This window comes from Bosea sp. AS-1 (genome assembly GCF_002220095.1).
Lineage (GTDB): Bacteria > Pseudomonadota > Alphaproteobacteria > Rhizobiales > Beijerinckiaceae > Allobosea.
The window spans coordinates 5408455-5432655 of sequence record NZ_CP022372.1 but is presented as its reverse complement, the minus strand read 5'-3'; the positions used below and the strand labels follow the sequence as shown (position 1 = coordinate 5432655).

The following is a 24201-nucleotide window of genomic DNA, read 5'->3' as shown; positions in this document are numbered from 1 at the left end:
TCGGCTGAGCCGGCGCTCCCGGAGGCGGCAGAGGCCGCAAGGGTTGCGCACCGGGCTGTGGCGCAGAGGGGGCGGTGCCGGGCGAACCGGGTCTCTGGCCCGGTGCTGTCGGCGGCACAGGCCTGGCGCCAGGCTGTGGCGCGCTGGGCGAGGTCGCATTGGGCTGGGTCGGCGCTGCTGGCGGCGGCGGAGCAGCCGGCCGGGAAGGAGCCGGAGCCGTGGCGGGTGGCGCTCCAGGCGCAGTGCGCGGCACCGGCGGTGTCGGCCGCTCCTGAGGCGGGGCGGGACGCGCGCCGGGCAGGCCGGGTACGGGAGCGGCGCTCGGCGGCGTGGGGCGCTCGGGACGAGGCTGCGCGGCAGGCGGTGCAGGTTGTGGCCGGTTCTGCGGCGGCGCGACCCGCTCGGCTGGCGCAGGCGCGGACGGCATCGGCGCGCGAGGAGCACTCGGGGCTTGTTGCATCTGCGGCGGGCGTGGCGCCTGCGGTGCGCCCGGAGCTCCCGGACGCTGCGGAGCATGCTGACCTGGCTGGCCACCCTCCGGTCCCCGTGGACGCTCGCGCTGTCCGCGGCCGCGGTCATCGTCGCCGCCGCCCGGTGCCTGGGCGAGCTGAACGCCCTGCGGCGTGAAGGCCTGTCCTGTCTGGGAAAGGACGAGGGCTGGCAGGACGGTCCCGACCAGCAACCAGCGTTTCGTGCGCATCGCAATTCCCGTCGTTCGTTTCAACATACCGGGATCAGGCCCTTCATGGCCTGAACCCGGGATGAAGCGAAAACGGCGAGAATCGGGCGGTGGTTCCGCTGCCTTGCCGATTCAGAGTCCGGCTTCGGCCTTCACATAGGCCGCGATCTCGGCATGCGTCGCGAACCAGCAATCGCCCTTGGCCTTGGCGAGGCGGATCAGTTCCTCGAGGATCCAGAAGCGCGAGCGATAGGTGATGACATGTGGATGCATGGTCAGCAGGAAGAGCCCGCCTTCCGCATGGGCGCCCTCGAATTCGCGGCGGAAGACGTCGAAGACCGCCTCGGGCGAGGTATAGGGCCTCAGCGCCTGGAAGCGGTTCATGCTGAGATAGGCGGCGTCGTCGCGAATCCATTCCACCGGCAATTCGACCATCCCGGTCGCCTCGCCTTTCTCGACGATCTCGTAGGGGTCGTCGTCGGCGAAGAGTGAGGAATCGTAGAGCAGGCCGAGCTCACGCTCGACCGAGAGCGTCACCTCCGAGAAATCCCACGAGGGCGTGCGCATGCCGACAGGCCGGATACCGGTGATCTTTTCCAGCGTGTCGGCGGAGCGCAGATGCAGCTCGCGCTCGTTCTCCGGCGGAACCGCCGTGTTGACCTCGTGGATCCAGCCATGCAGGCCGATCTCGTGGCCCTCGCCGACGATCTGGCGCTGTTCGTCGGGATAGAGCAGGGCCGTGACGGCGGGCACGAAGAAGCTTGCCTGGATGTCCTGCTCCTTCAGGAGCTTCAGAATGCGCGGCACGCCGACACGGTTACCGTATTGCCCCCAGGAGAGGCGGCCGACCGATTTGCCGCCGTCGCGCAGTTCATTGGTCTCATGGTCGACGTCGAAGGAGAGAGCGATCGCGCAGCGGGCGCCGTTCTTCCACTTCGCGGGCTTGAGATTACGGCCGGCGCGAACCTGCTCGACCTTGCCGCGCCAGACCTCTTCCGGCCACTGCCAGGGCAGGAGTTCCACGAGTTCCGTATCAGCGCTCATCGGCTGTCTCCTCAGATGGTCACGGCGCCCGGCAATGTCGGCACGGCGGCGAGCAGGCGCTTGGTGTAGTCGTGCTGCGGATGGTCGTAGACCTCGCCGGCCGGGCCGCTCTCGACGATCCTGCCGCGATACATGATCGCGACCCGGTCGCAGAGATGGCGCACCACCGAGAGGTCATGCGAGATGAAGATCAGCGTCAGGTCGAGCTCCTGCCTGAGCCGGATCAGCAGGTTGATGATCTGCGCCTGGATCGAGACGTCGAGCGAGGCCACCGGCTCGTCGCAGACCACGACGTCCGGCTGCATCGCGAGCGCGCGTGCGATGGCGACGCGCTGGCGCTGGCCACCCGAGAACTGGTGCGGATAGCGGCTGGCGAAATCGGGGTTGAGCCCGACCGCCGCCAGCCATTGCCGGACATAGGTCTTGGCCTGCCCGCGTTCGACCAGCCCATGTGCCAATGGCCCCTCGGCGATGCTGTCGCCCACCGTCATGCGTGGGTTGAGCGAGGCGAAGGGGTCCTGGAAGATCGTCTGGACGCGCGTCGTGACCTTGTGTGGGTTGTTACCCGCGCTCATCACCGGTGCGCCGTCGATGCGGACGAAGCCATGGTCCGGCGCATAGATGCCGGCGGCCACGCGCCCGAGCGTCGACTTGCCCGAGCCGGATTCGCCGACGAGGCCGAGCGCCTCGCCGCGCTTCAGCACCAGCGTGACATCGTCGACCGCCTGCACCACAGCCGGCGCCTTCGACAGGCCGGCTTTCTGGGCGAGCTTGCGGAACAGGCCCGGCGTCTGGGCGAAGCGCTTGGCGACATGCTCGATGCGGACATAGTGCACGGCATCCGCGGTGGCGGGCGGCGTCTGCTTCGCAGCGCGCGGCGGCGGAGCGACATCGGAGCCGACGCCACCGGCCAGCAGCGTGCCGGGCTCGGAACGCGAGGGCAGGGCATCGAGCAGGGCCTGCGTGTAGGGATGCTGCGGATGGGTCAGCACTGCGAGCGTCGGCCCGGCCTCGACGATCTTGCCATGGCGCATGACGCAGACGTGGTCGGCCAGTTCCGCGACGACGGCGAGGTCATGGCTGATCCAGATCAGCGCCGTGCCGAGCTCGGCGACCAGCTCCTTCATCTCAGCGAGAATCTCGGCCTGGACGGAGACGTCCAGCGCGGTCGTCGGCTCGTCGCAGATGATCAGCTTCGGCCGGTGCAGCAGGGCGATCGCGATGGCGACGCGCTGGCGCATGCCACCGGAAAACTGGTGCGGGTAGAAATCGACCTTGGCTTCCGGATCGGGAATGCGGACCTGCGCCAGTGCGGCGATCGCCCGCCGGCGCGCTTCGGCGCCGGAGACCGTCTCATGCGCTTCCAGTGCGAGCCTGATCTGCGTGCCGATGGTCAGCATCGGGTTCAGCGTCATCATCGGGTCCTGGAAGACCATCGAGATCTGCTTGCCGCGGATCTTGCGGAGTCCGCTTGGGGCCAGTCCGACGAGCTCGCGATCCTCGAGCTTCACCGACGAGCCGGGCTCGACACGGCCGGGCGGGTCGATCAGCCCGATGATCGAGAAGCCGGTGATGCTCTTGCCCGAGCCGGATTCGCCGACGAGGCCCATCACCTCGCCGCGCTTCAGCGCGAAGGAGACGCCATCGACCGCCTTCACCACGCCGTTGCGGGTGTGGAAATGCGTCGCGAGATTGGTGACCTGAAGGAGAGGCGCCTCGCTCATCGCTTCAGCCTCGGATTGACCTGGTCGCGGATGCGATCGCCGACGAGATTGATCGCGACGATCAGGATGATGAGCGCGATGCCCGGATAGATCGAGATCCAGTAGCGGCCCGAGAGCATGTACTGGAAGCCGTTCGAGATCAGCATGCCGAGCGAGGGCTCGGTCACCGGCAGCCCGACACCGAGGAAGGAGAGCGTCGCCTCCAGCGCGATGGCGTTCGCCACCTGCACGGTCGCGACCACGATCAAGGGCGGCAGGCAGTTCGGGAAGATATGGCGGAGCACCACACGCCAACCCGGCAGTGGCGTCGACAGTACGGCCTCGACATAGTCCTTGCCGCGCTCGGCCGAGGCCGCGCCATGGGCGGTGCGGGCGAAATAAGCATATTGCGCGGCGGCGAGCGCCGCGATGAGCTGCATCTTGCCCTGTCCCAGCAGCGCCGAGAGCACCAGAGCCAGCAGGATCGCGGGGAAGGCGAGCTGCAGGTCGATGACGCGCATGATGAAGGCTTCCCAGCGCCCGCCCGCATAGGCTGCGCCGATGCCGAGCGCCACGCCGAGCGTGAAGGCGAGCGCGCCGGCGACCAGCCCCATCTGCAGCGAGATGCGCAGGCCATAGAGGATCGCGGAAAGCAGGTCGCGTCCCTGCGCATCGGTGCCGAGCCAGTGCGTGTAACCGCCCTCGCCGACATAGCCCGGCGGTCGGCGCGCGTCGGAAAGCGCGAGATTGGCGAGATCGTAGGGGTCTTGCGGCGCGACGAGCGGCGCCAGCAACGCGATGCCGATCATCAGCACGACCACGGCAAGCGCCACGACTGCGGTTTTGCTCTCGCGGAATTCCGCCCAGAAGCGCGCGGCGGGAGAGGCGTCCTTCATCGCGCGCCTCCCTTCCTGAGCCGCGGATCGAGCCCGACATAGGCGAGGTCGACGAGGAAGTTGATGGTGATGAAGACGAAGGCGACGAGCATCAGATAGGCGACCATCACAGGTCGGTCGAGCGACTGGATGGAGTCGATGATCAGCTTGCCGATGCCGGGCCAGGAGAAGATCGTCTCGGTGACCACGGCGAAGGCGAGTGTCGAGCCGAATTCGAGACCGAAGACGGTGACGAGCGGGATCGCGATCAGGCGCAGCACATGCCGGCGCAGCACCGTCCATTCGGAGAGGCCGGCGGCACGGGCGAATTTCACGGTGTCGGACAGCATGGTCTCGCGCGTGCCGGCCCGCGCAAGGCGCGTCATCAGGGCGAGCTTGAAGAAGGCAAGGTTGAGCGCCGGCAGCAGCAGATGCTTCAGCCCGTCCAGCGTCAGGAAGCTCCATTCGACACCGAAGATGGAGACGGTCTCGCCGCGCCCGCCGGCTGGCAGCCATTGCAGTTCGACGGCGAAGGCCATGATCAGCACGAGGCCGATCCAGAAGGTCGGCACGGAGAAGCCGAGGATCGAGACCGTCATAATCAGCTTCGAGGCGAAGCTGTCCGGCTTGTAGCCCGCATAGATGCCGGCCGGAATGCCGATCAGCGCCGCGCCGCACACCGCGGCCAGGGTCAGCTCGAGCGTCGCCGGCAGTCGCGACAGGATGAGCTCCATCACCGGCATGCCGAAGACGAAGGAGCGGCCGAAATCGCCATGCAGCACGCGGCCGAGGAAGGTGAAATATTGCTCCCAGAGCGGCCGGTCGAGCCCGTAATGCGCGATGGTCTGGAGGCGCAGTTCCTGGCTGACATCGGGGCCGATCAGCACGTCGATCGGATTGCCGATCGCGTAGACGCCGACGAAGACCAGCGCCGACATGACGAGCATGACGACAAGCGCCTGCACCAGCCTGACGGCGATGTGGCCTAGCATGGGTAGAGCTTTCGGCGCGGCCTCACGGCCAGTTCTCCACCATAGCGGCACGCGTCTCCTCGACGCCGACCTGCCAGAGCCTGAGCATTTCCTCGTCCGGACGCTGGTAGAGGCCGTGGAAGTTGCCGTCGCCGAGGATCTCGCGGCGCTTTGCCGGGCTCGCCGCCTGGTATTCCGCCGCGTTGAAGGGCGGCTTCAGCGTGTCGGGCATGGCGACGCCGGCAAGCCGCGTCCAGGGGAAGTTCTCCATCCAGGAGGCGTGCGAGGCGGCCGGGTCGACAGCTTTGACCGCTGCCTGGAATTGCGGCGCTGCCCACCAGTTGTGCAGGCGGATGCTGGCATCGGGATGGCCGTCGAGCCATTCGGTCGCGAAGTTCAGTGCCGGCGAGTTGCCGCCATGGCCGTTGACCAGGACGATGCGGCGAAAGCCCGAGCGATAGAAGCCGTCGAAGATGTCGCCCAGCAAAGCCGCATAGGTACTCATCTTCAGAGAGATGCTGCCCGGGAAATTCAGGAAGCCTGGCGTCAGACCATAGGCCAGCACCGGAAAAACCGGGATGCCGAGCGGTTCGGCCGCTTCCTGCGCCACCCGCTCGGACAGGATCACGTCGGTCGCGAGGCTCAGATAGGCGTGCTGCTCGACGCTGCCGAGCGGCAGCACGCAGCGGTCGTCCCGCTTCGCCTGCGCCTCGATCTGCATCCAGTTCATTTCGGCGACCAGCACGGCGCGTTCCTTGCTTCGCAGCTTCGGACAGTAGAGACTTCGCGAAACGGGTCTCGCGATCGGACGGCGCGACAGCGGAACAGCCGCCGAACGAAGCCATCCTTGACTCCGGCCTCACAGAGCGTCAAGTTCCATTTGGAACTAAATCGGCCGGGAGGTACTCCCATGCGGCGCTCGCCGACATCACTATCCCGCGTCGATCCGGAACGCGAGACGGCGCTGGCCGGGCTCGATCCGCTGACCGTCACCAAGCTCTGGGACAATCCCTGCTGGCTGTCCTTCCGGCTGAACTTCGTCGCTTTCCGCTTCAACGATCCGGTCTATCGCTGGATCGAGACGCGCTACGGCCTCGTCCGCCCCGAATTCGTGGCGCTCTATGCCGTCGGGCTCAAGGAAGGCGTGGCCGCCAAGAACATCGTCGCTTCCTCGGGGCTGCCGAAGAACACGCTGTCCCGCGCCGTGCAGAAATTGCTGCAGCGGCGGCTCCTGCGGCGTGAGACCGATCCCACGGACCTGCGCAGCTATGTGCTGCATCTGACCGCCGCAGGCCGCGAGATCTTCGATGAAACCATGCCGCTGATGGTGAGGCATCAGACGGCAATGCTCGCCTGCCTCAGCGGCGACGAGCAGCAGCAGCTTTGCGCTCTGATGGACAAGCTCGTCATCGCCTCGCCGGACTGGCCCCAAGAACTCTAGTTAGCGCGAACTCTCGTCAAAACCACAGAAACAACAGGGGAATCCGTCATGAATTTTGCGAAGACCTTTCGCCTTGCCGCCTTTGCCGCCCTGCTCGGCGCGGCCGTCTCGACCGGCGCGCTTGCCCAGACCCTGACGATCGGCGTCCGCGCCGGTCCGGAATCGATCGATCCGCATTTCACTGCCACCGGCACCCATGCCGAGGCGCTGAAACATGTCTTCGACACGCTGACCTGGTCCGGTGACAAGCTGCAGATCGAGCCGCGGCTGGCGCTGAGCTGGAAGACGCTGGAGCCGACCGTCTGGGAGTTCAAGCTGCGCCCCGGCGTCAAGTTCCATGACGGCTCGGACTTCACCGCCGAGGACGTCAAGTTCTCGATCGAGCGCATTCCGGTCGTGGCCGGCCCCAACCCGACGACGATCTATGTCCGTCGGGTCAAGGAGGTGAAGGTCATCGACCCGCTGACGGTGCACATCATCACCGACGGACCGGCGCCGAACCTGCCGAATGATTTCATCCGCCTCTTCATCGTCTCGCACAAGGCGGCGGCGGGTCTCACCAAGGACAACGCCAACGAGGCCTTCAACTCGGGCAAGGCCGCGATCGGTACCGGCCCCTACAAGTTCGTGTCCTGGACGCCGAAGGACCAGATGGTGCTCGAGCGCTTCGACGGTTATTGGGGGCCGAAGGAGCCCTGGGCCAAGGTCGTGCGCAAGGAGTTGCCGAACGACGCTGCCCGCGTCGCCCAGCTCAAGGCTGGCCAGGTCGACATCATCGTGCGCGCGCCGGCCTCCGACGTGCCGACGCTGAAGCGTGACGCCAAGCTCACCGTGACCACGGTCGAGAGCGTCTATCTGTTCAACATGGAGCTCGACATGCGGGACAAGACCCCGCAGGTCACCGCAAAGGATGGCTCGGCCCTGCCGAAGAACCCGCTGCAGGATGTCCGCGTGCGCGAGGCGATCGACCTCGCCATCGATCGTCCGGCGCTGGCCGAGATCGCGATGGAAGGTCTCGGCTCGCCGGCCAACCAGCTGGTGACGCCGACCATCGCCGGCTTCAACAAGGAGCTGCCGCCGATCAAGCCCGACGTCGCCAAGGCGAAGAAGCTGATGGCGGACGCCGGCTTCCCCAACGGCTTCAAGATCACCTTTTCCTTCACCAATGACCGCCTGCCCGGCGACCGGCAGGTCGGCACCTCGATCGCGCAGATGCTCGCCCGCATCGGCATCGAGGTGAATGCGAATGCGCAGCCCGGCGCCGTCTTCTTCCCGGCGCGGCTCCGCGGCGAGTTCTCGATGTCGATGTCCGGCTGGGGCACGCTGACGGGCGAGGCGAACTACACCCTCTCCTCGCTGGTGCATTCCAACGATCCGGCCAAGAAGCTCGGCGCGTTCAATGTCCAGAACTACGCCAATCCGCAGGTCGACAAGCTGATCGAGGATGCCGCCGTCGAGATGGACGAGGCCAAGCGCAACAAGATGCTCTCGGATGTCGCCGCGATCGTCGCCAAGGATAGGCCGCGCCTGCCGATCACTGCCGTCGGTTCGGCCTGGGCGATGCAGAAGGACAAGGTCACGATCTCGCCGCGTGTCGACGAGGACACGCTGGCCATGGACATCAAGCCTGTTAAGAAGTGACCCCTCGTAGCCGCGTCCCGGCCGGTTCCAAGCCGGCCGGGCGCTCCGACAATGACCAGGTCACCTCAACGGAATCTTGATTTCATGACACTTGCTCTCGCCATCCACGGCGGCTGCGGCACCTTGCCGAAGGCCGAGATGACCGAAGCCGAATGGGCCCAGGCCCGCTCCGATCTCGCCAGTGCGCTGCGGGCCGGCTGGACGATTCTCAGCAAGGGCGGCCCGGCGGTCGACGCGGTCGAAGCGGCCGTGCGGGTCATGGAGGACTCGCCGCTTTTCAACGCAGGCCATGGAGCTGCCTTCAACGCCGATGGAGAGCATGAGCTCGATGCTTCCATCATGGACGGGGCGACGCTCGCCGCCGGCGCCGTCTGCGCCGTCAAGCGCATCAAGAACCCGGTCGCAGCCGCCAAGGCGTTGATGCTGCGCGGCGATCCGCTGCTCCTTGCCGGTCCGGCGGCCGACATCTTCGCCGAGCATGAGGGCATCGACACCGTCGAGAACGATTATTTCTCGACGGAGAGGCGGCGCAAGAATCTCTCCTCGATGAAGATCCGGGAGCTGGTCGGTACGGCGGCCGAAGCGAGCGAGGCCGAGAAGCACGGCACCGTCGGTGCCGTCGCCTGCGACGCGCAGGGCCACCTCGCCGCCGCGACCTCGACCGGTGGCTACACCAACAAGCCGGTCGGCCGCGTCGGCGATTCCCCGATCATCGGCGCCGGCACCTATGCGCGCGACGGGCGCTGCGCCGTCTCCGGCACCGGCAAGGGCGAGTATTTCATCCGCTACTGCGTCGGTCACGAGATCGCATCGCTGATGGCCTATAAGGGCCTCTCGCTCGAGCAGGCGACGCAGGAGGCGATGGCCGAGCTGACCGCTCACAAGGTCGGCGCCGGTCTCGTCGCCGTCGACGAGACCGGGCACATCGTGGCGCCCTACAACACGGATGGCATGTATCGCGGCTGGGTGACGCCTGATGGGCTGATGCATGTCGCCACCCATGCCGATGTCGAGATGGCCGGGCAGGCCTGAGGTCCCGCGAATGACTGAGCCTATCCTGATCTGGGGCGCGGGCGCGATCGGCGGCACGCTCGGTGCCTATTGGGCGCGGGCTGGCGTGCCGGTGCGGCTCGTCGATGTCGTGGCCGGGCATGTCGAGGCTTGCCGCAAGCAGGGGCTCGCCATCTCCGGGCCGGTCGAGGCGTTCCGGCAGGTCGTGCCGGCGGTGACGCCGCAGGAGCTGGAAGGCCGCTATCGCCGGATCGTTCTTGCCGTGAAGGCGGGCGCAACGGAGTCGGCGCTCGCGGCGCTGAAACCGCATCTCGCCGATGACGGTTTCGTCCTTTCCGCCCAGAACGGACTCAACGAGCTCGCCATCGCCAGAGCAGTCGGCGAGCAGCGCACCATGGGCTGCTTCGTCAATTTCGGAGCCGACTGGCTCGGGCCGGGCGAAATCCTCTACGGCAACCGTGGCGCGGTGGTCGTGGGCGAGATCGATGGCACGATCAGCGAGCGGGCGAGCGAGATGCATCGCCTGCTGAGGCTGTTCGAGCCGGATGCGATTCTGACGGACAACATCTGGGGCTATCTCTGGGGCAAGCTCGCCTATGGCGCGATGCTCTTTGCCACGGCGCTAACAGACGATTCGATGTCGGAGAACTTTTCTGATCCAGCGCGCCGGCCTGTCTGGCTCGCGCTCGGCCGGGAAGTCGGTGCGGTTGCGGCCAAGCGCGGCATCGCCTCACTGGGCTTCGGCGAGTTCGACCCGCGGGTGTTTGCGCCGGGCGCGCCGGAGAAGCCGCAGGCCGCTGCCATCGCATGGCTGGCCGATTACACATCGCGGACCGCCAAGACCCATTCCGGCATCTGGCGCGACCTGGCGGTGCGCAAGCGCAAGACCGAGGTCGACCCGCAGATCGGCATCATCGCCACGCTCGGCCGCGAGGCGGGTGTCGCGACGCCTGCGCTGGAGACGCTGGTCGCGCTGATCCACGATATCGAGGAAGGCCGCCGCCCGATGGCCTTCGAGACGCTGAAGGTGCTGATCGACCGATGCAGATCCGTTTCGACGGCCGCGTAGCCCTCGTCACCGGTGCCGCCCAGGGCATCGGGCGAGCCATCGCCACGGCACTGGCGGAAGCAGGCGCACGTGTTCACCTCGCCGATATCGACGCGGCCGGGGTCACGGAAACGGCGCGCAGCATCGGCGCGACCGCCCATGCCGTCGATCTCGGTTCGCCGGAAGCGGCGCAAGCCCTGATCCGCGCCATCGTCTCGGCCGATGACGGGCTCGACCTGCTGGTTCACGCGGCCGGCGGCGTGCGCGGGCAGGTCGGCCGGCCGATCGAGGATATCGCGGAAGAAGATTGGCGGATCATTTTCGCCGCCAATGTCGATGCCGCCTTCTTCCTGGCGCAAGCGGCTGCGCCCGTGATGCGGCAGGCAGGCTATGGCCGCATCGTCACGATCTCATCGGGGGCGGGGCTGCGCCCGAGCCTCACCGGTATCCAGGCTTATGCCAGCGCCAAGCACGCGCTGGTCGGGCTGACGAAGCAGCTCGCCTGGGAATTCGGACCGCATGGCGTTACGGTGAACTCCGTGGCGCCCGGCTTCGTCCGTTCCAACCCGGCGACCGAGCGGCAATGGCAGAGCTACGGGCCGGAGGGGCAGAAAAAACTCGTCGAGAGCATCCACACCCGCCGGCTCGGCACGCCGCAGGACATTGCCAGCGCCGCGCTGTTCTTCCTGAGCGAGCAGGCCGGCTGGATCAGCGGCCAGGTGCTCTCGGTCGACGGCGGGCGCTCATAGGCGCTCAGCCGCAGTTCATCTTGTCGGCCGTCTGCTCGGCGCCGACCATCCAGCTCGTGCCGAAGCGATCGGTCAGCATGCCAAAGCGCGGCGACCAGAAGGTTTCGGCCATCGGCATGGTGATCTTCGCATCGCCTTCGGAAAGGCCAGCGAAGATGCGGTCGGCTTCCTCGGGCGTCTTTACGCCGACGCTGACCGAAACCGAGCGCATCGGGCCATCCGAGCGATCCGGCGGCGCGTCGGAAGCCATCAGCAGCTGGCCGTCGATCTCCAGGCAGGCATGCAGGATCTTGTCGCGCCATTCCGGGGCGACGTGTTCCTCGGCCGGCGTGCCCTTGTGATCCATCATCGCCAGCATCTTGCCACCCAGCACCTTCTCGTAATGGGTGAAGGCCTCGCGGCAATTGCCCTCGAACATCAGATAGGTCGACAGTTTCATCGTTCTTCCTCCTCAGGTGAATGGATTTGCGGCAGCGTTTACGTCTTGCGGCGATAGTGAGCGCTGACGAACTCGTTCCACTGGCCGTCCGGGCCGAGCGCGCGCGAGGTCAGCGTCCGGTGATCGGGGGACAGGAAGGTGATGACGTCCTGGTACTTCGCCATCGAGCCGTCGCCGGTCATGCTCGGCCCCTCGGTGTCGAGGACCAGCGATTTGCCTTCGGCATCGAGCGACCCTTCATAGAGCCACATCATCGACATCATCGAGGCGATGAAGCTGCCGACGAAGCGGCCCTTGGCCGGGTCGAAGCCGAGCGTCATCACGCTGGTGACGGGCGTGCCGTCCGGGCAGCTTCCCTGGCCTTCGCCGAGCGTCCAGAGACCGCCCAGCGAGCGCACGGTCTCCGTGCCGGTGCTGGTGGAGGGCGGCTGGTCGGGGCCCATGGAGCAGGTCATCTCGGCCTGCCATTCACCGACGAGCTGCTGGAGCCATTCATGTTCCGTCTGCGGTTCGGCGTTCATCCTTCCTCTCCTTTCCGGTGGTTCTCTTGGTTGCTGATCGAGGGCTCAGGCGGGGCGCTCGGCCGCCGCCTTCAGCGCCGCCAGGCCGGTTTCGAAATCGCCGCCGACCATCCGGTCCATGTCGAAGAAGACATGCATGATCTTGGCAACGAACGGTGTCGGGCCGGTCATGGTCCAGGTCACGGTCGTTGCGGAGCCTTGCGGAGCCAGCGAGAAGACGACGTCGTTATGGGCCTCGAACGGCTTCAGGAAGTCGAGCTTGAGCGACAGGCGCTCCGGAGCCTTGGCTTCGACGATGCGCATGCTGCCTTCGCCGACGTTCTTGTCGCCGGCCCAGGCATAGGTCGCACCAGCGCCGGTTTCCGGCCCGCCAAAGCTCCGCTTCATGGCCGGGTCCTTCTTCTCCCAAGGCGACCAGGCGCTCCAGGCCTTGAAGTCCGCGATCAGCGGATAGATCCGTTCCGGCGGTGCGTTGATCGTCGTCGTCCGGGTGACCTGGAAGCTGTCGGGCTTGCGGGCGGCGAGGGCCAGCACCACGACGATGCCGAGCACGATAATGGCGAGCAGGCTGAGGAGAACGGTCTTGAGCATGGGGTAGGCCTTTTGCGGATCTGGAGAGGTTTGGACGTCAAGCGGCCGGCTCATCGGGTGGTTTCGCCTTGATTTCGCGCAGGACCGCGTCCAGCCGGCCCAGGCTCTGGTCCCAGAAACGGCTGTAGTGTTCGAGCCATTCCGAGGCCCCTCGCAGCGGCTCCGGCTCAAGGCGGCAGGGTCGCCACTGCGCGTCCCGCCCCCGCGTGATCAGCCCGGCTCGCTCCAGCACCTTCAGATGCTTCGAGACCGCCGGCAGGCTCATGGCGAAGGGCTCGGCCAGTGCCTTCACCGAGCTTTCGCCTTGCGACAGCCGCGCCAGGATGGCGCGACGGGTCGGATCGGCCAGAGCGGCGAAGGTCAGGCTGAGCGGGTCCGTCGACATCGTATGAAACCGATCAGTTAATTAACTGATCGGTTTAGTAATCGGAAACTCCCTATCCGTCAAGGCCTCGTTTCCGGCAATCTGGAATGGCAGGCGACCTGTTGTTGTCAGGATCGGGCAGGCACGGCTAGAACCGCTCGAGGAAAGGATGCCGCCGCCATGAGCTTCGAAACCGCAGCGACACCCGAGGCCGCCATCGACCGGCTCGAGCGCCTCTATGAAGAGGCGAGAGCGGCCCTGCGCGGCGATCTGCAGCGCTTCTTCGATACCGGCGAGGCGCCGACCGCGGAGGACCGCGAGCGCTATCGCTACCCGATGCTGCGTGTGACCTACGAGCCTTCGAAGCTGCCGGAGGCGACGCGGCGCGGCTACGCCAAATTCGCGGCGCCGGGCATCTATTCGACCACCGTTACGCAGCCGGCCGAGTTCAGAAACTATCTGCTCGACCAGCTCCGGCCGCTTGTCGCGGAATATGGCGCGACGATCGAGACCGGCATCAGCAACCAGGAAATCCCCTATCCCTATGCGCTCGAAGGCGGCGACGAGCTGGGGAGGGGCAAGATCACCGCCGCCGAGCTCGCGCGCTACTTCCCCACGCCGTTGCTTGCGCTGGTCGGCGACGAGGTCGCGGACGGCACCTATGACATTGTCGAGGGCGAGCCGCGCCCGCTCGCCCTCTTCGACGCGGTGCGTGTCGATTACTCACTGCGCCGGCTCGTGCACTACACCGGTACCGACTGGCGCGCCGTGCAGCCCTGGGTGCTGCTGACCAATTATCACCGCTATGTCGACCAGTTCGTCCGGCTTGGGCTGGCCGAGATCGAGGCCGGCACGGCCGAGGCCCTGGTTGCACCGGGCGGCATCCGCATCGAGCGCGACAGCATCGACGTCTCGGCGGCGGAGCGGGTGATGTCGGCGCCCTGGCACCGCTTCCAGATGCCGGCCTATCACCTGATCCGGAAAGGTGGCGACGGCGTCACGCTGGTCAATATCGGCGTCGGCCCGTCCAATGCGAAGAACATCACCGACCACCTTGCGGTGCTGAGGCCCAATTGCTGGCTGATGGTCGGCCATTGCGGCGGTCTGCGCCAGACGCAGATCATCGGCGACTATGTCCTCGCCCATGCCTATCTCAGGCAGGACCGCATCCTTGACGAGCTGGTGCCGCCGGAGATCCCGATCCCGGCCCTGGCCGAGGTCCAAGTCGCGCTGCAGCAGGCCGCGGCCGAGATCACCGGCGAGAAGGGCGACCGGCTGAAGCAGCGCCTGCGCACGGGCACCGTCGTCACCCAGGACGATCGCAACTGGGAACTGCAATGGACCAAGGAGCGGCGCCGCATCAACCTGTCGCGCGCCATCGCGGTCGATATGGAATCCGGCACCATCGCGGCGCAGGGGTACCGGCTGCGCGTGCCCTACGGCACGCTGCTCTGCGTCTCCGACAAGCCGCTGCATGGCGAGATCAAGCTGCCGGGCGCCGCCAACGCCTTCTATGAGCGTGCGGTCGGCGAGCATCTGCGGATCGGGCTGGCGGCGCTGGAGAAGCTCAAGGAGGCCGGCTCCGCCATTCATTCGCGCAAGCTCAGGAGCTTCGACGAGCCGCCCTTCCGGTAGGGCGAGCAGCTCGGCGAAACGCGGGGCCGCGCTAAAGTATCAGACCGGAAAGTGGAATCCACTTTCCGGAAAAATCCGATGCACCAGCAACAAGATGGATCATCGTTGTCGCGTCCGAAAGGACGCGCGACGATCTAGACCTTCGCCAGCGCCTGCTCCAGGTCGGCGATCAGGTCGTCCGGATGCTCCAGCCCGATCGAGAGGCGGATCAGCCCGTCGCTGACGCCCATGGCCGCGCGCACCTCGGGGGTGAAACGCTGATGCGTCGTCGTCGCAGGGTGGACGATCAGGCTCTTGGCGTCGCCGAGATTGTTCGAGATGCGGATCAGCTTGCAGGCGTCGAGCAGGCGATAGGCACCCTCCTTGCCGCCCGGAACCTCGAAGGCGATCATGGTCGAGGGGCCGCTCATCTGGCGGGCGATGATCTCGGCCTGCGGATGGTTCTTGTGGCCGGGGAAGATCACCTTCGTCGGTCGTGTCTGCGTCGCCAGCCAGTCGGCGACCTTCGTGGCGTTCTCTGCCTGCTTGCCGACGCGCAGCGGCAAGGTCTCCAGCGACTTCAGCATGACCCAGGCGTTGAAGGGCGAGAGCACCGGGCCTGTCTGGCGCAGGTAGTTCTGGATGTCGGCCTCGATCAGCTCCTTCGAGCCGAGGATCAGCCCGCCGAGGCAGCGCCCCTGGCCGTCGATATGTTTCGTCGCTGAGTAGACGACGATGTCGGCGCCGAGTTCGAGCGGGCGCTGGAACAGCGGCGTGGCGAAGACGTTGTCGACGACCAGCTTCGCGCCCGCCTCCTTCGCCACCTTGGCGATGGCCGCGATGTCGAGCACTTCAAGCGTCGGGTTGGCGGGGGATTCCAGGAAAAACAACTTGGTGTTGGGGCGGACCGCGCGGCGCCATGCCTCGATGTCGGTGCCCTCGACCAGCGTCGATTCGACGCCATAGCGCGGCAGATGGTTCTCGATGATGTAGCGACAGGAGCCGAACAGCGCGCTTGCTGCCACAACATGGTCGCCGGCGCTGACCGGGGCCATCATCGCCGCCGTCACCGCTGCCATGCCGGTCGCGGTGGCGCGGCAGGTCTCGGCGCCTTCGAAGGCAGCCATGCGCTCTTCCAGCATGGTCGTGGTCGGATTGGACAGCCGCCCGTACTGAAAGCCCGGATCGGTGTTCAGGAAGCGGCCTTCGGCCTGGGCGGCGTTGTCGTAGACATGGCCCTGGGTCAGGAACAGGGCTTCCGAGGTCTCGCCGAACTGCGAGCGCATGGTGCCGGCGTGGACCAGACGCGTTTCGGGATGCAGTTTAGCTGCGGCGTTGTCCGATGTCGGCATGGCAGGGCCTCGGTCCGTTCGTTATAACGGACAACGCAACTAGCAGCTTCCCCTCTGTTCGTAAAGAAGAACAGATTTTCCTTTTCTGGAAACGCTCGGCGCCGAAATCCTTCCGCCGCCTCAGCTCAGCCGTTCGCCAGGGCGGCCGAGCGGCTTGAGGAAGCCGGTGAGATCGGCTGTGACATGGTGGACATGGCCCGCCGCGACGGCGGTCTGCTCCCAGGCTTCGCGGAAGGGATCGGGCGTCTTCGGCACGATCAGCACGGTCTTCATGCCGAGCGCGCTCGGCACCAGCAGGTTCTTCTCGATGTCTTCGAACATCGCGGCGCGCGCCGGGTCGACGGCATGCTTGGCCAGGAAGTTCTCGTAGGTCGCGCGCTCGGGTTTCGGCGTGAAGCCGGCCTGGACGATGTCGAAGATGTCCTCGAAATGATGCAGGATGCCGAGCTTGCCGGCGACGTTCTCGGCGTGGCCGCGCGAGCCGTTGGTCAGGATCAGCTTGCGGCCCGGCAGCGCCGCGATCGCCTCGCCCAGCTCGGGGTTGGGATCGAGCAGCGACAAGTCGATCTGGTGGGCGAAGTCGAGGAAGTCGTCGGGATCGATGCCGTGCTCCTCCATCAGCCCCTTCAGCGTCGTGCCGTAGCGCTGGTAATAATATTTCTGCAGCGCACGCGACGAGAGGCCGTCGAGGCCGAACAGCTCGGCGAGGAACAGCGTGATGCGTTCGTCGACCTGCGGCCAGACCTTGGCCTCGTGCGAATAGAGCGTGTTGTCGAGGTCGAAGACCCAGTGATCGACATGCGCGAACCCTTCAGCCATCAGAGGCGGGGTCGCGGCGGGTGTATCAGCGATTTTTTTCATTGGACTCCGTGATGTGGCGTGCCGGAGTCTGCGCCGCAAGTCCTTGGCCAAGGCTTAATCGCCGCGGCCATGGTTGAGATCGGACGCGGCGATCCCGAGCGCCCGCTTCACCGCGCTCGGGGTCGGCTTGTGCGTTGATCGCTCAGCGCCGGATGATGGTGCCGGCGCCGGTGTCGGTGAAGAGCTCGATCAGCGCCGCATGCGGCACCTTTCCGTCGAGGATGACGACGGCTTCGACGCCCTTCTCCAGTGCGTAGATGCAGGTTTCGATCTTTGGGATCATGCCGCCCGAGATCGTGCCGTCCGCGATCAGGTGGCGGCACTCCTCGACCGTCAGCTCCGGAATGAGCTGCTTGTCCTTGTTCAGGACGCCCGGCACGTCGGTGAGCAGCAGCAGGCGCTTGGCGTTGAGCGCGCCCGCGATGGCCCCGGCGAAGGTGTCGGCATTGACGTTGTAGGTCTGGCCGTCGGCGGCGGCGCAGACAGGTGCCAGCACCGGGATGAGCTCGGCCTTCAGCACCGCGTCGAGCACCGTGGTGTTGACCTTCTCAGGCTCGCCGACGAAGCCGAGGTCCAGAACCTCCTCGATCTTGGAATCGGGGTCGACGATGGTGCGGGTCACCTTGCGGGCGGTCACCATGTTGCCGTCCTTGCCGCAGAGCCCGATGGCGCGTCCGCCCTCGCGGGTGATGTAGCCGACGATCTCCTTGTTGACCGAGCCGGCCAGCACCATCTCGACGACCTCGACGGTCGCCTCGTCGGTGACGCGCAGTCCTTGCTTGAACTCGGACGGGATGCCGAGTTTCTTCAGCATTGCCGCGATCTGCGGGCCGCCGCCATGGCAGACGACCGGCTTCAGACCGGACTGTTCGAGCAGGACGATATCCTCGGCGAAATCCTCGGCGGTGGCGGCGTCACCCATGGCGTTGCCGCCATACTTGATGACGATGACCTCCTGGTCGTAGCGCTGCATATGCGGCAGCGCCTGGACGAGCAGCTCGGCGGATTGCGACGGCGTCAGATGGGGATGGTCGGTCATTCGGGCAGGCTCCGCGCGGCCGCAAGGACAGATGCGGGGGCGCTTCTAGCCCAAGATCGACCGGGGCGGAAGAACGGAAGGCGCTGGTCAGGCGCGCTTCGCGGTCAGCGCTGCGATGGTGAGCCCCAGCCAGCCGCCAAGCATGAACCAGCCGCCGATGGGGGCGGCTCGCGGAAACAACGCTTCTCCCGAAAAGCCGCGGCGCGCCAGGTCGGCTGAAAAGAGGCAGGCGCCGAGAATGATAGCCGAAAGCGCGATGCGGGCGAGCGCGTCCTGCAGATATCCGCCCTTGCGAGCCGCGGTCGCGCCCATGACGACCGAAGCATGGAACATCAGCATCTGGCCTGCCGTCTGGGCGTGGCCGGGATCGAGCGCGACATGCGCCGCAGCCGCCAGCAGGGCGACGCCGACGAACCCCATCAGGGCAGCGAGAACCAGATGGATGCGCGTCGCGGTCATGGCGGCTCAGCCGTGCTCCGACAGCACGCGGCCGATCGCGGCGCGCAGCTCGGGGATGCCCATCCCTTTTTCGCTGGAGGTCAGCAGCACCTCGGGGAAGGCGGCAGGCCGACGCTTGATCTCGTCATAGGTCGCTTCGCACATGAACTGCTGGTCGGCCTTCTTGAGCGCGTCGCCCTTGGTCAGCACGACCTGGTAGGAGACAGCAGCTTTGTCGAGCGTCTCCAGCACGGCGCCGTCGACGTCCTTGATGCCGTGACGGGCATCGATCAGTACGTAGACACGCATCAGGTTCGAACGGCCGCGCAGGTAGTCGTGGATCAGGTTGGTCCAGGCCGCGACCTTCTCCTTGCCGACGGCGGCATAACCGTAGCCCGGCATGTCGACGATGGTCAGCCGCTCGTCATGGTCGACCTGGCGGAAGAAGTTGAGCTGCTGTGTCCGCCCCGGCGTATGCGAGGTGCGCGCTAGCGCGTTGCGCCTGGTCAGCGCGTTGATCAGGCTCGACTTGCCGACATTGGAGCGGCCGGCGAAGGCGATCTCCTGGCCGACCATCGGCGGCAGGTCGTCGATCTTGGTCGAGGCCCAGACGAAGTCCCACGGCCCTTCGAAGAGCTTGCGGGCGGCTTCGATCTCCGCGGCGTCGTAGGGTTTGGTCGTCGATGTGGTCATGGTGTCTTGCCTACACGGCCCGGCGCAGCGCGTCGATGTCGGCGCCCTGGATCGCGTCGACGTGACGCGCGATCTTCTCCGCCTCCCAGTCCCACCAGCGGATAGCCAGCAATTCCGCGACGATCTCGGGCGGGAAGCGCATCTTGACGATCCGTCCCGGATTGCCGGCGACCACGGCATAGGGTGGCACGTCCTTGGTCACCTGTGCGCGCGTGCCGATGATGGCGCCGTCGCCGACACCCACGCCGGGCATGATCACCGCCTCGCGGCCGATCCAGACATCGTTGCCGATCACTATGTCGCCGCGGTTGTTCGGGCCGGGGCGCTTCAGGCCTTCCGGATCGCCGAGGCCGAACATCTGGAAGGGAAAGGTCGAGAAGCCGCCGATCGGATGGTTGGCGCCGTTCATGATGAACTGCGCGGCCTGCGCGATCGCGACGAATTTCCCGATGATCAGGCGGTCGCCGACGAAGTCGAAATGGTAACGCACGCAGCGGGCGACGAAATGCTCCGGCCCGCGCGAGTCGTCGTAGTAGCTGTAGTCGCCGACCTCGATCAGCGGGTGATCGATCACGGCTTTCAGGAAGGCCGTGCCCTTCCAGCCAGGAATGGGGTGGCGCGTCGTCGGGTCCGGCAGAGGCATCGGGGCAGGCCTGGCTTGGAAAAGCGAAGGGGCGGGAAACCCGCCCCTTGCTCGTCATTTCTTGTTGCTGTTGGCGGGCTTCGCCGGAGCGGCGGCAGCGGGGGCCGGCGGCGGCCCCTTGCCGAACATCCGCTTGATATTGTCGAACAGTTCGATCTTCACCCCGTTCTTCTTCATGATGAAGCCCTGCTGGGTCACCGAGAGCAGGTTGTTCCAGCTCCAGTAGATCACCAGGCCGGCCGGGAACGAGCCGAGCAGGAAGGTGAAGAACACCGGCATCCAGGTGAACATCATCTTCTGCACCGGGTCCGGCGGCTCGGGGTTCATCTTCATCTGGATGAACATCGTGATGCCCATGATGATCGGCCACAGGCCGAGATGCAGCATTGCCGGCGGGGTGTAGGGGATCAGCCCGAACAGATTGAACAGGTTGGTCGGGTCCGGCGCCGCGAGGTCGTGGATCCAGCCGAAGAACGGCGCGTGCCGCATCTCGATGGTGATGAACAGGATCTTGTAGAGCGCGAAGAACACCGGGATCTGCAGCAGCACCGGCCAGCAGCCGGCGACCGGGTTGATCTTCTGCGTCTTGTACAGCTCCATCAGCGCCTGCTGCTGCTTCATCTTGTCGTCCGCGTAGCGTTCGCGGATGGCCGTCATCTCCGGCTGCAGCGCCTTCATCTTCGCCATCGAGGCGTAGGACTTGTTGGCGAGCGGGAAGAACAGGCCCTTGAGCAGCACCGTGACGATCAGGATCGCCACGCCGAAATTGCCGACGTGCTTGTAGATCCAGTCGAGGACGAAGAAGAGCGGCTTGGTGAAGAAATAGAACCAGCCCCAGTCGATCAGCAGGTCGAAACGCTTGATCTGCTGGCTTTCCTCATAGCCGTTGATCGCCGCGACCTCCTTGGCGCCGGCGAAGAGCCGGGCCTGCGAGGCCGTGTTGGCGCCGGGGGCGACCGTGATGCCCTCGCCGAGGAAGTCGGCCTGGTAGGTACGCTGCGTGCCGGTTTCCACTGACGAGAAGCGGCCCTCGTATTTGCGCTGCTGGTCGGGGATGACCGCCGCCGCCCAATACTTGTCGGTGATGCCGACGAAGCCGCCAACGGCGTCCTTCCAGACCTTGCCGACCGTGCCGGGCGAGAGGGCGCCCTCCTTGTCGAGCTTATCGTAGGTGAGTTCCTGCAGGCCGCTCTGCTCGCCGAGATAACCGACGAGACCTTCATGCAGCACGTAGTAGCCGAGCGTATGCGGCTTGCCTTGCCGGACGACCTGCCCGTAGGGGAACAGCGTGACGGGAGCGCCGCCCTTGTTCTCGACCTCGTCACGGATCGCGAACATGGCGTTGTCGTCGACGCTGATGACGCGCTTGAAGGTCAGGCCCTGGCCGTTGTCCCAGCTCAGCGTCACCGGTTTGGCCGGCGTCAGGGTCTGGCTGTCGGCCGTCCACAGCGTGGTGGCGTTCGGCACCGCGACGTTGTTGCCGGGCGCGGCGACCCAGCCGAAATCCGAATAATAGGCGTTGGGACCGCCGGCGGGCGAGAGCAGCACGATGATCGGGCTCTTCGGGTCCACGGTCTCGTGATAGGCCTTGAGCGAGACGTCGTCGATGCGCGCTCCGGCAAGCGAGATCGAGCCCGCGATCTTCGGGGTGTCGATCTTGATGCGCGGGCTGGCGGCGAGCGCCTGCTCGCGCGTGCCCGAGACCTGGGTCGAGGCGGCGCCGGGCGCGGAACCCGGAGCGGCCGAACCTGCCGGCTGGCCGGGCGGAGCCGCGGTCGCGGCGGGATTGCTGGCGCCGGCCGGGGCGGACTGGCTCTGGGCCTGCTGGTTCTGCTGCGCGATCTGCTTCTGCTTTTCCATCTGCGGCACGCCGTAGAAGAACTGCCAGCCCAGCAGCACGACCACGGACATGACGATCGCCAGAAGCAGATTGCGGTTGTCTTCTTTCATCATGGTCGGAAACGGATCTCGCTCGGGTCCGGCTGATTCAGGCGGATGAAACAGAAGGCGAAGGCGGCGCGCCGCGCTTCGTGGCCGCCCGGCGTCGGTCGGCTTGCGGCTTGTGAGGCTTTGCCCGCTCGATGGCAACCGAAAGATCGGCGACGAGCCTGTCGAAAGTGGTGCCGAGCACCTCGGATCGCGCGATCACCACGACGTCGCAGGCGCGATCGGTCTGTCCGGCGAGCGCTTTTGCCGCAGCCGCGCGCAGGCGTCGGCGGATGCGGTTGCGCTTCACGGCATTGCCGGTCTTGCGCGAGGCGGTGAGGCCAAGGCGCAGACTGTCGCGTCCTTCCTCCGCCGCGGCGTCGCGGACCTGGACGGTGAAGCTGGACGAACGAAAGCGGCGGCCATGCTCGGCCGCCGCCAGAAATTCCTTGCGTTGCGTCAGACGGGCGAGGCGCATGGCGATTGGCCAGTCTTCCGGAACAGGCGCGCGAGGATCACGCGCCTCTGTCGTTAGGCCGACAGACGCTTGCGGCCGTGCGCGCGACGGGCGGCGATGACCTTGCGGCCACCCTTGGTCGCCATGCGGGCGCGATAGCCGTGGCGGCGCTTGCGAACCAGCTTGCTGGGTTGATAGGTTCTCTTCACGGTCCGTCTCCGGGGCCTTGGTCAGCGCGAGAGCCGCGGCTTTCCGGGGAAAGCGTGGCCGATCGAGCCTGTCATGCAATAAGGGTCGGCGCCGCCTCACGGCTGCGCAGGTCGCGGGCTTATGACGGATGGATGATACCAAGTCAATGCCGAAGGCGCGCGATACCTCAGCCTTTCGCAGGTCGTTGCGGCCGCTCAAGGTTGTCGCTTGCGCTTGGCGCCCTGCCGAACGCTGAAGGCCAGCACCAGGATCGAGCCTCCCGTCAGAACCGCGGCAAGGCCGATCCCGCTGCCGTGTAGGCCGAAGGCGAGGACGGCGCAGAACCCCACCAGGGCGAGGATGGCGAGGGCGAGCCGCTCGTCATCGACGAACAGCGCGGCAATCTCGCGCAGGATCAGCATCATCGTCTTCACGCTGCCCTCTCCGTCGATTTGCGGCGAAAGGCCGCGACGAGAGCAAGGCCGCTGGCGAGGAGCAGTGCCCCCAGCGCGAGGATCGCCAGATCGCCGCCGGGCCAGTCCACACCCAGCCCTTCGCCCGTCCAATAGATGCCGAAGGCCGAGATCATCACGCCGACGGCGAATTTCAGGGTATTTTCGGGAACGCGCGTGAGCGGCTTGCGCAGGGCGATGCCAAGGGCGAGCACGAATGCGCACGCGGCCAATGCCCCCAGGCTCGCGGGCCAGATCAGGCCTCGTCCCGCACCGACCGCCAGCACGATGAACACAACTTCGATGCCTTCGAGCATGACGGCCTTGAAAGCGGTGAGGCCGGCCATCCAGTCGCGCTGGTCGATGGCGTCGGCATTCTCGGCTGCCAGGATCCCGGTTTCCTTGGCGAAGGCCGCCTCCTCGTCATGGAGCGCGATGAAGCCGGCAGCTCTGAGGATGGCTTTCCGCAGCCAGCGCAGCCCGAACATCAGGAGCAGCACGCCGATGACGAGTTGCAGGGCCTGCAACGGGACATGCGTCAATGCCGGGCCTAGCAGCAGAACGAGCAGCGCGAGCACGCCTAGCGCGCAGCCCGTGCCGATCAGCGCCGGCCGCCAGCCGCGTACGGTGCCGACGGCCAGGACGATGGTGAAAGCCTCGACGACCTCGACCAGCGAGGCAAGGAAGGCGGCGGAGAGGGCAGGTGCTGCCACGGTCCAGGTCATGGGCAACCTCTCGACAAGGATCTTGGCCGCGGGAGCCTCGGTTCCAGGCGACAACGGGTGTCTTTCCTGTCACCGTCGCTTCGGCTAAAGCTAGCCTTTGTAAAATGGTATTTGTAACGGCTGTAACATTCAAGAGGTTCGATGGCGTCGCTCGAATGGTTGCTGCTGACCTACAAGGTCCCGGCCGAACCGGCGCGCAAGCGCGTCTCCATCTGGCGCAAGCTCAAGGGCATGGGCGCGGTTTATCTGCAGGGCGGGGTCTGCCTGCTGCCGAAGACGGATGACCATCTGCGGCGGCTCAAGATGCTCGAGAACGAGATCGCCGAGGCTGAGGGCGAGGCGCTGCTCCTGGCGACGGTCGGGCTCGATCAGAAGCAGCAGGAGAAGGTCGTCGCGCGCTTCAACGCCGATCGGGACGACGAGTATAAGGAGTTCATCGAGAAGTGCCTCGCCTTCGAGGCCGAGATCGACGACGAGACGCAGCGCGCGCATTTCACCTTCGCCGAGCTGGAGGAGAACGAGCAGGAGCTGATGAAATTCCGGAACTGGATCGAAAAGATCCGCAAGCTGGATTTCTACGGCGCCCCGCGCGCAGGGGAGGCGGCCGAACGCCTGCAACGCTCCGAAACGATCCTCGACGCCTATGCGCATAACGTCTTTGCGGCGCAGGAGGAGAACCGCCCGCCCGAGGCGGCGAAGCGATCCTGAGATGGCGGATCTGTTGCCGGCAGGCTT

29 protein-coding genes are annotated in these 24201 nt (G+C 66.2%); 9 read left to right on the top strand and 20 right to left on the bottom strand.

Annotation, left to right across the window (positions count from 1 at the left end; translation table 11 throughout):
• Positions 1–74 precede the first annotated feature (74 nt).
• Both CE453_RS29370 and CE453_RS29365 read left to right on the top strand, forming a co-directional pair.
• Positions 75–275 carry a hypothetical protein gene (locus tag CE453_RS29370; protein WP_248307900.1) on the top strand — a complete coding sequence of 67 codons (201 nt, stop codon included), beginning with the start codon at positions 75–77 and terminating at the stop codon, positions 273–275.
• Positions 276–514: 239 nt separating this feature from the next.
• Positions 515–754, top strand: coding sequence for a hypothetical protein (locus CE453_RS29365; protein ID WP_248307899.1), 240 nt, complete (start codon positions 515–517; stop codon positions 752–754).
• A 57-nt stretch (positions 755–811) separates the two neighbouring features.
• Here the strand turns inward: CE453_RS29365 and CE453_RS27830 are convergent, their stop codons facing one another.
• From CE453_RS27830 to CE453_RS27810, 5 genes are read right to left on the bottom strand one after another with little or no spacing between them, the layout of a single operon-like run.
• Positions 812–1723, bottom strand: coding sequence for a polysaccharide deacetylase family protein (locus CE453_RS27830; RefSeq protein ID WP_089177545.1), 912 nt, complete (start codon positions 1721–1723; stop codon positions 812–814).
• Between the two features lie 11 nt (positions 1724–1734).
• A complete protein-coding gene (locus tag CE453_RS27825; RefSeq protein WP_089177544.1) occupies positions 1735–3447 on the bottom strand; it encodes a dipeptide ABC transporter ATP-binding protein in 1713 nt (570 codons plus the stop codon).
• Positions 3444–4322, bottom strand: a complete 879-nt coding sequence (locus CE453_RS27820; protein ID WP_089177543.1) for an ABC transporter permease — start codon at positions 4320–4322, stop codon at positions 3444–3446. The genes CE453_RS27825 and CE453_RS27820 overlap by 4 nt, the downstream gene beginning before the upstream one ends.
• Positions 4319–5293, bottom strand: a complete 975-nt coding sequence (locus CE453_RS27815) for an ABC transporter permease (RefSeq protein WP_089177542.1) — start codon at positions 5291–5293, stop codon at positions 4319–4321. The genes CE453_RS27820 and CE453_RS27815 overlap by 4 nt, the downstream gene beginning before the upstream one ends.
• 22 nt (positions 5294–5315) lie before the next feature.
• Entirely contained in the window at positions 5316–6017 is a 702-nt protein-coding gene (locus CE453_RS27810) for a creatininase family protein (RefSeq protein WP_089177541.1), read from the bottom strand.
• Between the two features lie 165 nt (positions 6018–6182).
• On the opposite strand from CE453_RS27810, the gene CE453_RS27805 reads away from it, so the two are divergent.
• From CE453_RS27805 to CE453_RS27785, 5 genes are all read left to right on the top strand, one after another.
• Positions 6183–6713 carry a MarR family winged helix-turn-helix transcriptional regulator gene (locus CE453_RS27805; protein WP_089177540.1) on the top strand — a complete coding sequence of 177 codons (531 nt, stop codon included), beginning with the start codon at positions 6183–6185 and terminating at the stop codon, positions 6711–6713.
• 48 nt (positions 6714–6761) lie between these two features.
• Positions 6762–8354 (top strand): ABC transporter substrate-binding protein, encoded by a 1593-nt coding sequence (locus CE453_RS27800; protein ID WP_089177539.1) that lies wholly within the window; start codon positions 6762–6764, stop codon positions 8352–8354.
• A gap of 84 nt (positions 8355–8438) precedes the next feature.
• On the top strand, positions 8439–9386 hold the full coding sequence (locus CE453_RS27795) for an isoaspartyl peptidase/L-asparaginase family protein (RefSeq protein WP_089177538.1): 948 nt from the start codon (positions 8439–8441) through the stop codon (positions 9384–9386).
• 10 nt (positions 9387–9396) lie between these two features.
• Positions 9397–10434 carry a ketopantoate reductase family protein gene (locus CE453_RS27790; protein ID WP_089177537.1) on the top strand — a complete coding sequence of 346 codons (1038 nt, stop codon included), beginning with the start codon at positions 9397–9399 and terminating at the stop codon, positions 10432–10434.
• Positions 10407–11162, top strand: a complete 756-nt coding sequence (locus tag CE453_RS27785; protein WP_089177536.1) for an SDR family NAD(P)-dependent oxidoreductase — start codon at positions 10407–10409, stop codon at positions 11160–11162. The genes CE453_RS27790 and CE453_RS27785 overlap by 28 nt, the downstream gene beginning before the upstream one ends.
• 4 nt (positions 11163–11166) lie before the next feature.
• Here the strand turns inward: CE453_RS27785 and CE453_RS27780 are convergent, their stop codons facing one another.
• From CE453_RS27780 to CE453_RS27765, 4 genes are read right to left on the bottom strand one after another with little or no spacing between them, the layout of a single operon-like run.
• A complete protein-coding gene (locus CE453_RS27780; RefSeq protein ID WP_089177535.1) occupies positions 11167–11601 on the bottom strand; it encodes a VOC family protein in 435 nt (144 codons plus the stop codon).
• A gap of 38 nt (positions 11602–11639) precedes the next feature.
• Complete coding sequence (locus CE453_RS27775; RefSeq protein WP_089177534.1) at positions 11640–12122, bottom strand: DUF1579 domain-containing protein; 483 nt, start codon at positions 12120–12122, stop codon at positions 11640–11642.
• A 45-nt stretch (positions 12123–12167) separates the two neighbouring features.
• On the bottom strand, positions 12168–12713 hold the full coding sequence (locus CE453_RS27770; protein ID WP_089177533.1) for an SRPBCC family protein: 546 nt from the start codon (positions 12711–12713) through the stop codon (positions 12168–12170).
• Between the two features lie 37 nt (positions 12714–12750).
• Positions 12751–13098, bottom strand: coding sequence for an ArsR/SmtB family transcription factor (locus CE453_RS27765; RefSeq protein WP_089177532.1), 348 nt, complete (start codon positions 13096–13098; stop codon positions 12751–12753).
• Positions 13099–13257: 159 nt separating this feature from the next.
• On the opposite strand from CE453_RS27765, the gene CE453_RS27760 reads away from it, so the two are divergent.
• A complete protein-coding gene (locus CE453_RS27760; RefSeq protein WP_089177531.1) occupies positions 13258–14712 on the top strand; it encodes an AMP nucleosidase in 1455 nt (484 codons plus the stop codon).
• 134 nt (positions 14713–14846) lie between these two features.
• Here the strand turns inward: CE453_RS27760 and metZ are convergent, their stop codons facing one another.
• The 11 genes from metZ to CE453_RS27705 form a co-directional block, all read right to left on the bottom strand.
• Positions 14847–16043: an O-succinylhomoserine sulfhydrylase gene (gene metZ, locus CE453_RS27755; RefSeq protein ID WP_089177530.1), complete on the bottom strand. Its 1197-nt coding sequence runs from the start codon at positions 16041–16043 to the stop codon at positions 14847–14849.
• A 120-nt stretch (positions 16044–16163) separates the two neighbouring features.
• Positions 16164–16862: a pyrimidine 5'-nucleotidase gene (locus CE453_RS27750; RefSeq protein ID WP_089177529.1), complete on the bottom strand. Its 699-nt coding sequence runs from the start codon at positions 16860–16862 to the stop codon at positions 16164–16166.
• A 184-nt stretch (positions 16863–17046) separates the two neighbouring features.
• On the bottom strand, positions 17047–17943 hold the full coding sequence (gene argB / locus CE453_RS27745; protein WP_089177528.1) for an acetylglutamate kinase: 897 nt from the start codon (positions 17941–17943) through the stop codon (positions 17047–17049).
• 87 nt (positions 17944–18030) lie between these two features.
• Positions 18031–18402: a DUF423 domain-containing protein gene (locus CE453_RS27740; RefSeq protein WP_089177527.1), complete on the bottom strand. Its 372-nt coding sequence runs from the start codon at positions 18400–18402 to the stop codon at positions 18031–18033.
• 6 nt (positions 18403–18408) lie between these two features.
• Positions 18409–19074, bottom strand: coding sequence for a ribosome biogenesis GTP-binding protein YihA/YsxC (yihA, locus tag CE453_RS27735; protein ID WP_089177526.1), 666 nt, complete (start codon positions 19072–19074; stop codon positions 18409–18411).
• Between the two features lie 10 nt (positions 19075–19084).
• Positions 19085–19717, bottom strand: a complete 633-nt coding sequence (locus CE453_RS27730; RefSeq protein ID WP_089177525.1) for a CatB-related O-acetyltransferase — start codon at positions 19715–19717, stop codon at positions 19085–19087.
• Positions 19718–19771: 54 nt separating this feature from the next.
• Positions 19772–21667 (bottom strand): membrane protein insertase YidC, encoded by a 1896-nt coding sequence (gene yidC / locus CE453_RS27725; protein ID WP_089178191.1) that lies wholly within the window; start codon positions 21665–21667, stop codon positions 19772–19774.
• Positions 21668–21704: 37 nt separating this feature from the next.
• Complete coding sequence (rnpA, locus tag CE453_RS27720; protein WP_089177524.1) at positions 21705–22121, bottom strand: ribonuclease P protein component; 417 nt, start codon at positions 22119–22121, stop codon at positions 21705–21707.
• Positions 22122–22174: 53 nt separating this feature from the next.
• A complete protein-coding gene (rpmH, locus tag CE453_RS27715; RefSeq protein WP_038364779.1) occupies positions 22175–22309 on the bottom strand; it encodes a 50S ribosomal protein L34 in 135 nt (44 codons plus the stop codon).
• Positions 22310–22504: 195 nt separating this feature from the next.
• Positions 22505–22723: a hypothetical protein gene (locus tag CE453_RS27710; RefSeq protein WP_089177523.1), complete on the bottom strand. Its 219-nt coding sequence runs from the start codon at positions 22721–22723 to the stop codon at positions 22505–22507.
• Positions 22720–23466, bottom strand: a complete 747-nt coding sequence (locus tag CE453_RS27705) for a COG4280 domain-containing protein (protein ID WP_089178190.1) — start codon at positions 23464–23466, stop codon at positions 22720–22722. Before CE453_RS27705 ends, CE453_RS27710 begins: the two co-directional genes overlap by 4 nt.
• 141 nt (positions 23467–23607) lie before the next feature.
• On the opposite strand from CE453_RS27705, the gene CE453_RS27700 reads away from it, so the two are divergent.
• On the top strand, positions 23608–24174 hold the full coding sequence (locus CE453_RS27700; protein ID WP_089177522.1) for a Chromate resistance protein ChrB: 567 nt from the start codon (positions 23608–23610) through the stop codon (positions 24172–24174).
• The last annotated feature ends 27 nt before the right edge of the window (positions 24175–24201 follow it).

Excerpts from the sequence above, each read along its gene's own strand:
- CE453_RS29365 (WP_248307899.1), top strand. The coding sequence starts at position 515 with ATGCTGACCTGGCTGGCCACCCTCCGGTCCCCGTGGACGCTCGCGCTG.
- CE453_RS27830 (WP_089177545.1), bottom strand. The coding sequence starts at position 1,723 with ATGAGCGCTGATACGGAACTCGTGGAACTCCTGCCCTGGCAGTGGCCG.
- CE453_RS27825 (WP_089177544.1), bottom strand. The coding sequence starts at position 3,447 with ATGAGCGAGGCGCCTCTCCTTCAGGTCACCAATCTCGCGACGCATTTC.
- CE453_RS27820 (WP_089177543.1), bottom strand. The coding sequence starts at position 4,322 with ATGAAGGACGCCTCTCCCGCCGCGCGCTTCTGGGCGGAATTCCGCGAG.
- CE453_RS27815 (WP_089177542.1), bottom strand. The coding sequence starts at position 5,293 with ATGCTAGGCCACATCGCCGTCAGGCTGGTGCAGGCGCTTGTCGTCATG.
- CE453_RS27805 (WP_089177540.1), top strand. The coding sequence starts at position 6,183 with ATGCGGCGCTCGCCGACATCACTATCCCGCGTCGATCCGGAACGCGAG.
- CE453_RS27800 (WP_089177539.1), top strand. The coding sequence starts at position 6,762 with ATGAATTTTGCGAAGACCTTTCGCCTTGCCGCCTTTGCCGCCCTGCTC.
- CE453_RS27795 (WP_089177538.1), top strand. The coding sequence starts at position 8,439 with ATGACACTTGCTCTCGCCATCCACGGCGGCTGCGGCACCTTGCCGAAG.
- CE453_RS27790 (WP_089177537.1), top strand. The coding sequence starts at position 9,397 with ATGACTGAGCCTATCCTGATCTGGGGCGCGGGCGCGATCGGCGGCACG.
- CE453_RS27785 (WP_089177536.1), top strand. The coding sequence starts at position 10,407 with ATGCAGATCCGTTTCGACGGCCGCGTAGCCCTCGTCACCGGTGCCGCC.
- CE453_RS27780 (WP_089177535.1), bottom strand. The coding sequence starts at position 11,601 with ATGAAACTGTCGACCTATCTGATGTTCGAGGGCAATTGCCGCGAGGCC.
- CE453_RS27775 (WP_089177534.1), bottom strand. The coding sequence starts at position 12,122 with ATGAACGCCGAACCGCAGACGGAACATGAATGGCTCCAGCAGCTCGTC.
- CE453_RS27770 (WP_089177533.1), bottom strand. The coding sequence starts at position 12,713 with ATGCTCAAGACCGTTCTCCTCAGCCTGCTCGCCATTATCGTGCTCGGC.
- CE453_RS27765 (WP_089177532.1), bottom strand. The coding sequence starts at position 13,098 with ATGTCGACGGACCCGCTCAGCCTGACCTTCGCCGCTCTGGCCGATCCG.
- CE453_RS27760 (WP_089177531.1), top strand. The coding sequence starts at position 13,258 with ATGAGCTTCGAAACCGCAGCGACACCCGAGGCCGCCATCGACCGGCTC.
- metZ (WP_089177530.1), bottom strand. The coding sequence starts at position 16,043 with ATGCCGACATCGGACAACGCCGCAGCTAAACTGCATCCCGAAACGCGT.
- CE453_RS27750 (WP_089177529.1), bottom strand. The coding sequence starts at position 16,862 with ATGGCTGAAGGGTTCGCGCATGTCGATCACTGGGTCTTCGACCTCGAC.
- argB (WP_089177528.1), bottom strand. The coding sequence starts at position 17,943 with ATGACCGACCATCCCCATCTGACGCCGTCGCAATCCGCCGAGCTGCTC.
- CE453_RS27740 (WP_089177527.1), bottom strand. The coding sequence starts at position 18,402 with ATGACCGCGACGCGCATCCATCTGGTTCTCGCTGCCCTGATGGGGTTC.
- yihA (WP_089177526.1), bottom strand. The coding sequence starts at position 19,074 with ATGACCACATCGACGACCAAACCCTACGACGCCGCGGAGATCGAAGCC.
- CE453_RS27730 (WP_089177525.1), bottom strand. The coding sequence starts at position 19,717 with ATGCCTCTGCCGGACCCGACGACGCGCCACCCCATTCCTGGCTGGAAG.
- yidC (WP_089178191.1), bottom strand. The coding sequence starts at position 21,667 with ATGAAAGAAGACAACCGCAATCTGCTTCTGGCGATCGTCATGTCCGTG.
- rnpA (WP_089177524.1), bottom strand. The coding sequence starts at position 22,121 with ATGCGCCTCGCCCGTCTGACGCAACGCAAGGAATTTCTGGCGGCGGCC.
- CE453_RS27705 (WP_089178190.1), bottom strand. The coding sequence starts at position 23,466 with ATGACCTGGACCGTGGCAGCACCTGCCCTCTCCGCCGCCTTCCTTGCC.
- CE453_RS27700 (WP_089177522.1), top strand. The coding sequence starts at position 23,608 with ATGGCGTCGCTCGAATGGTTGCTGCTGACCTACAAGGTCCCGGCCGAA.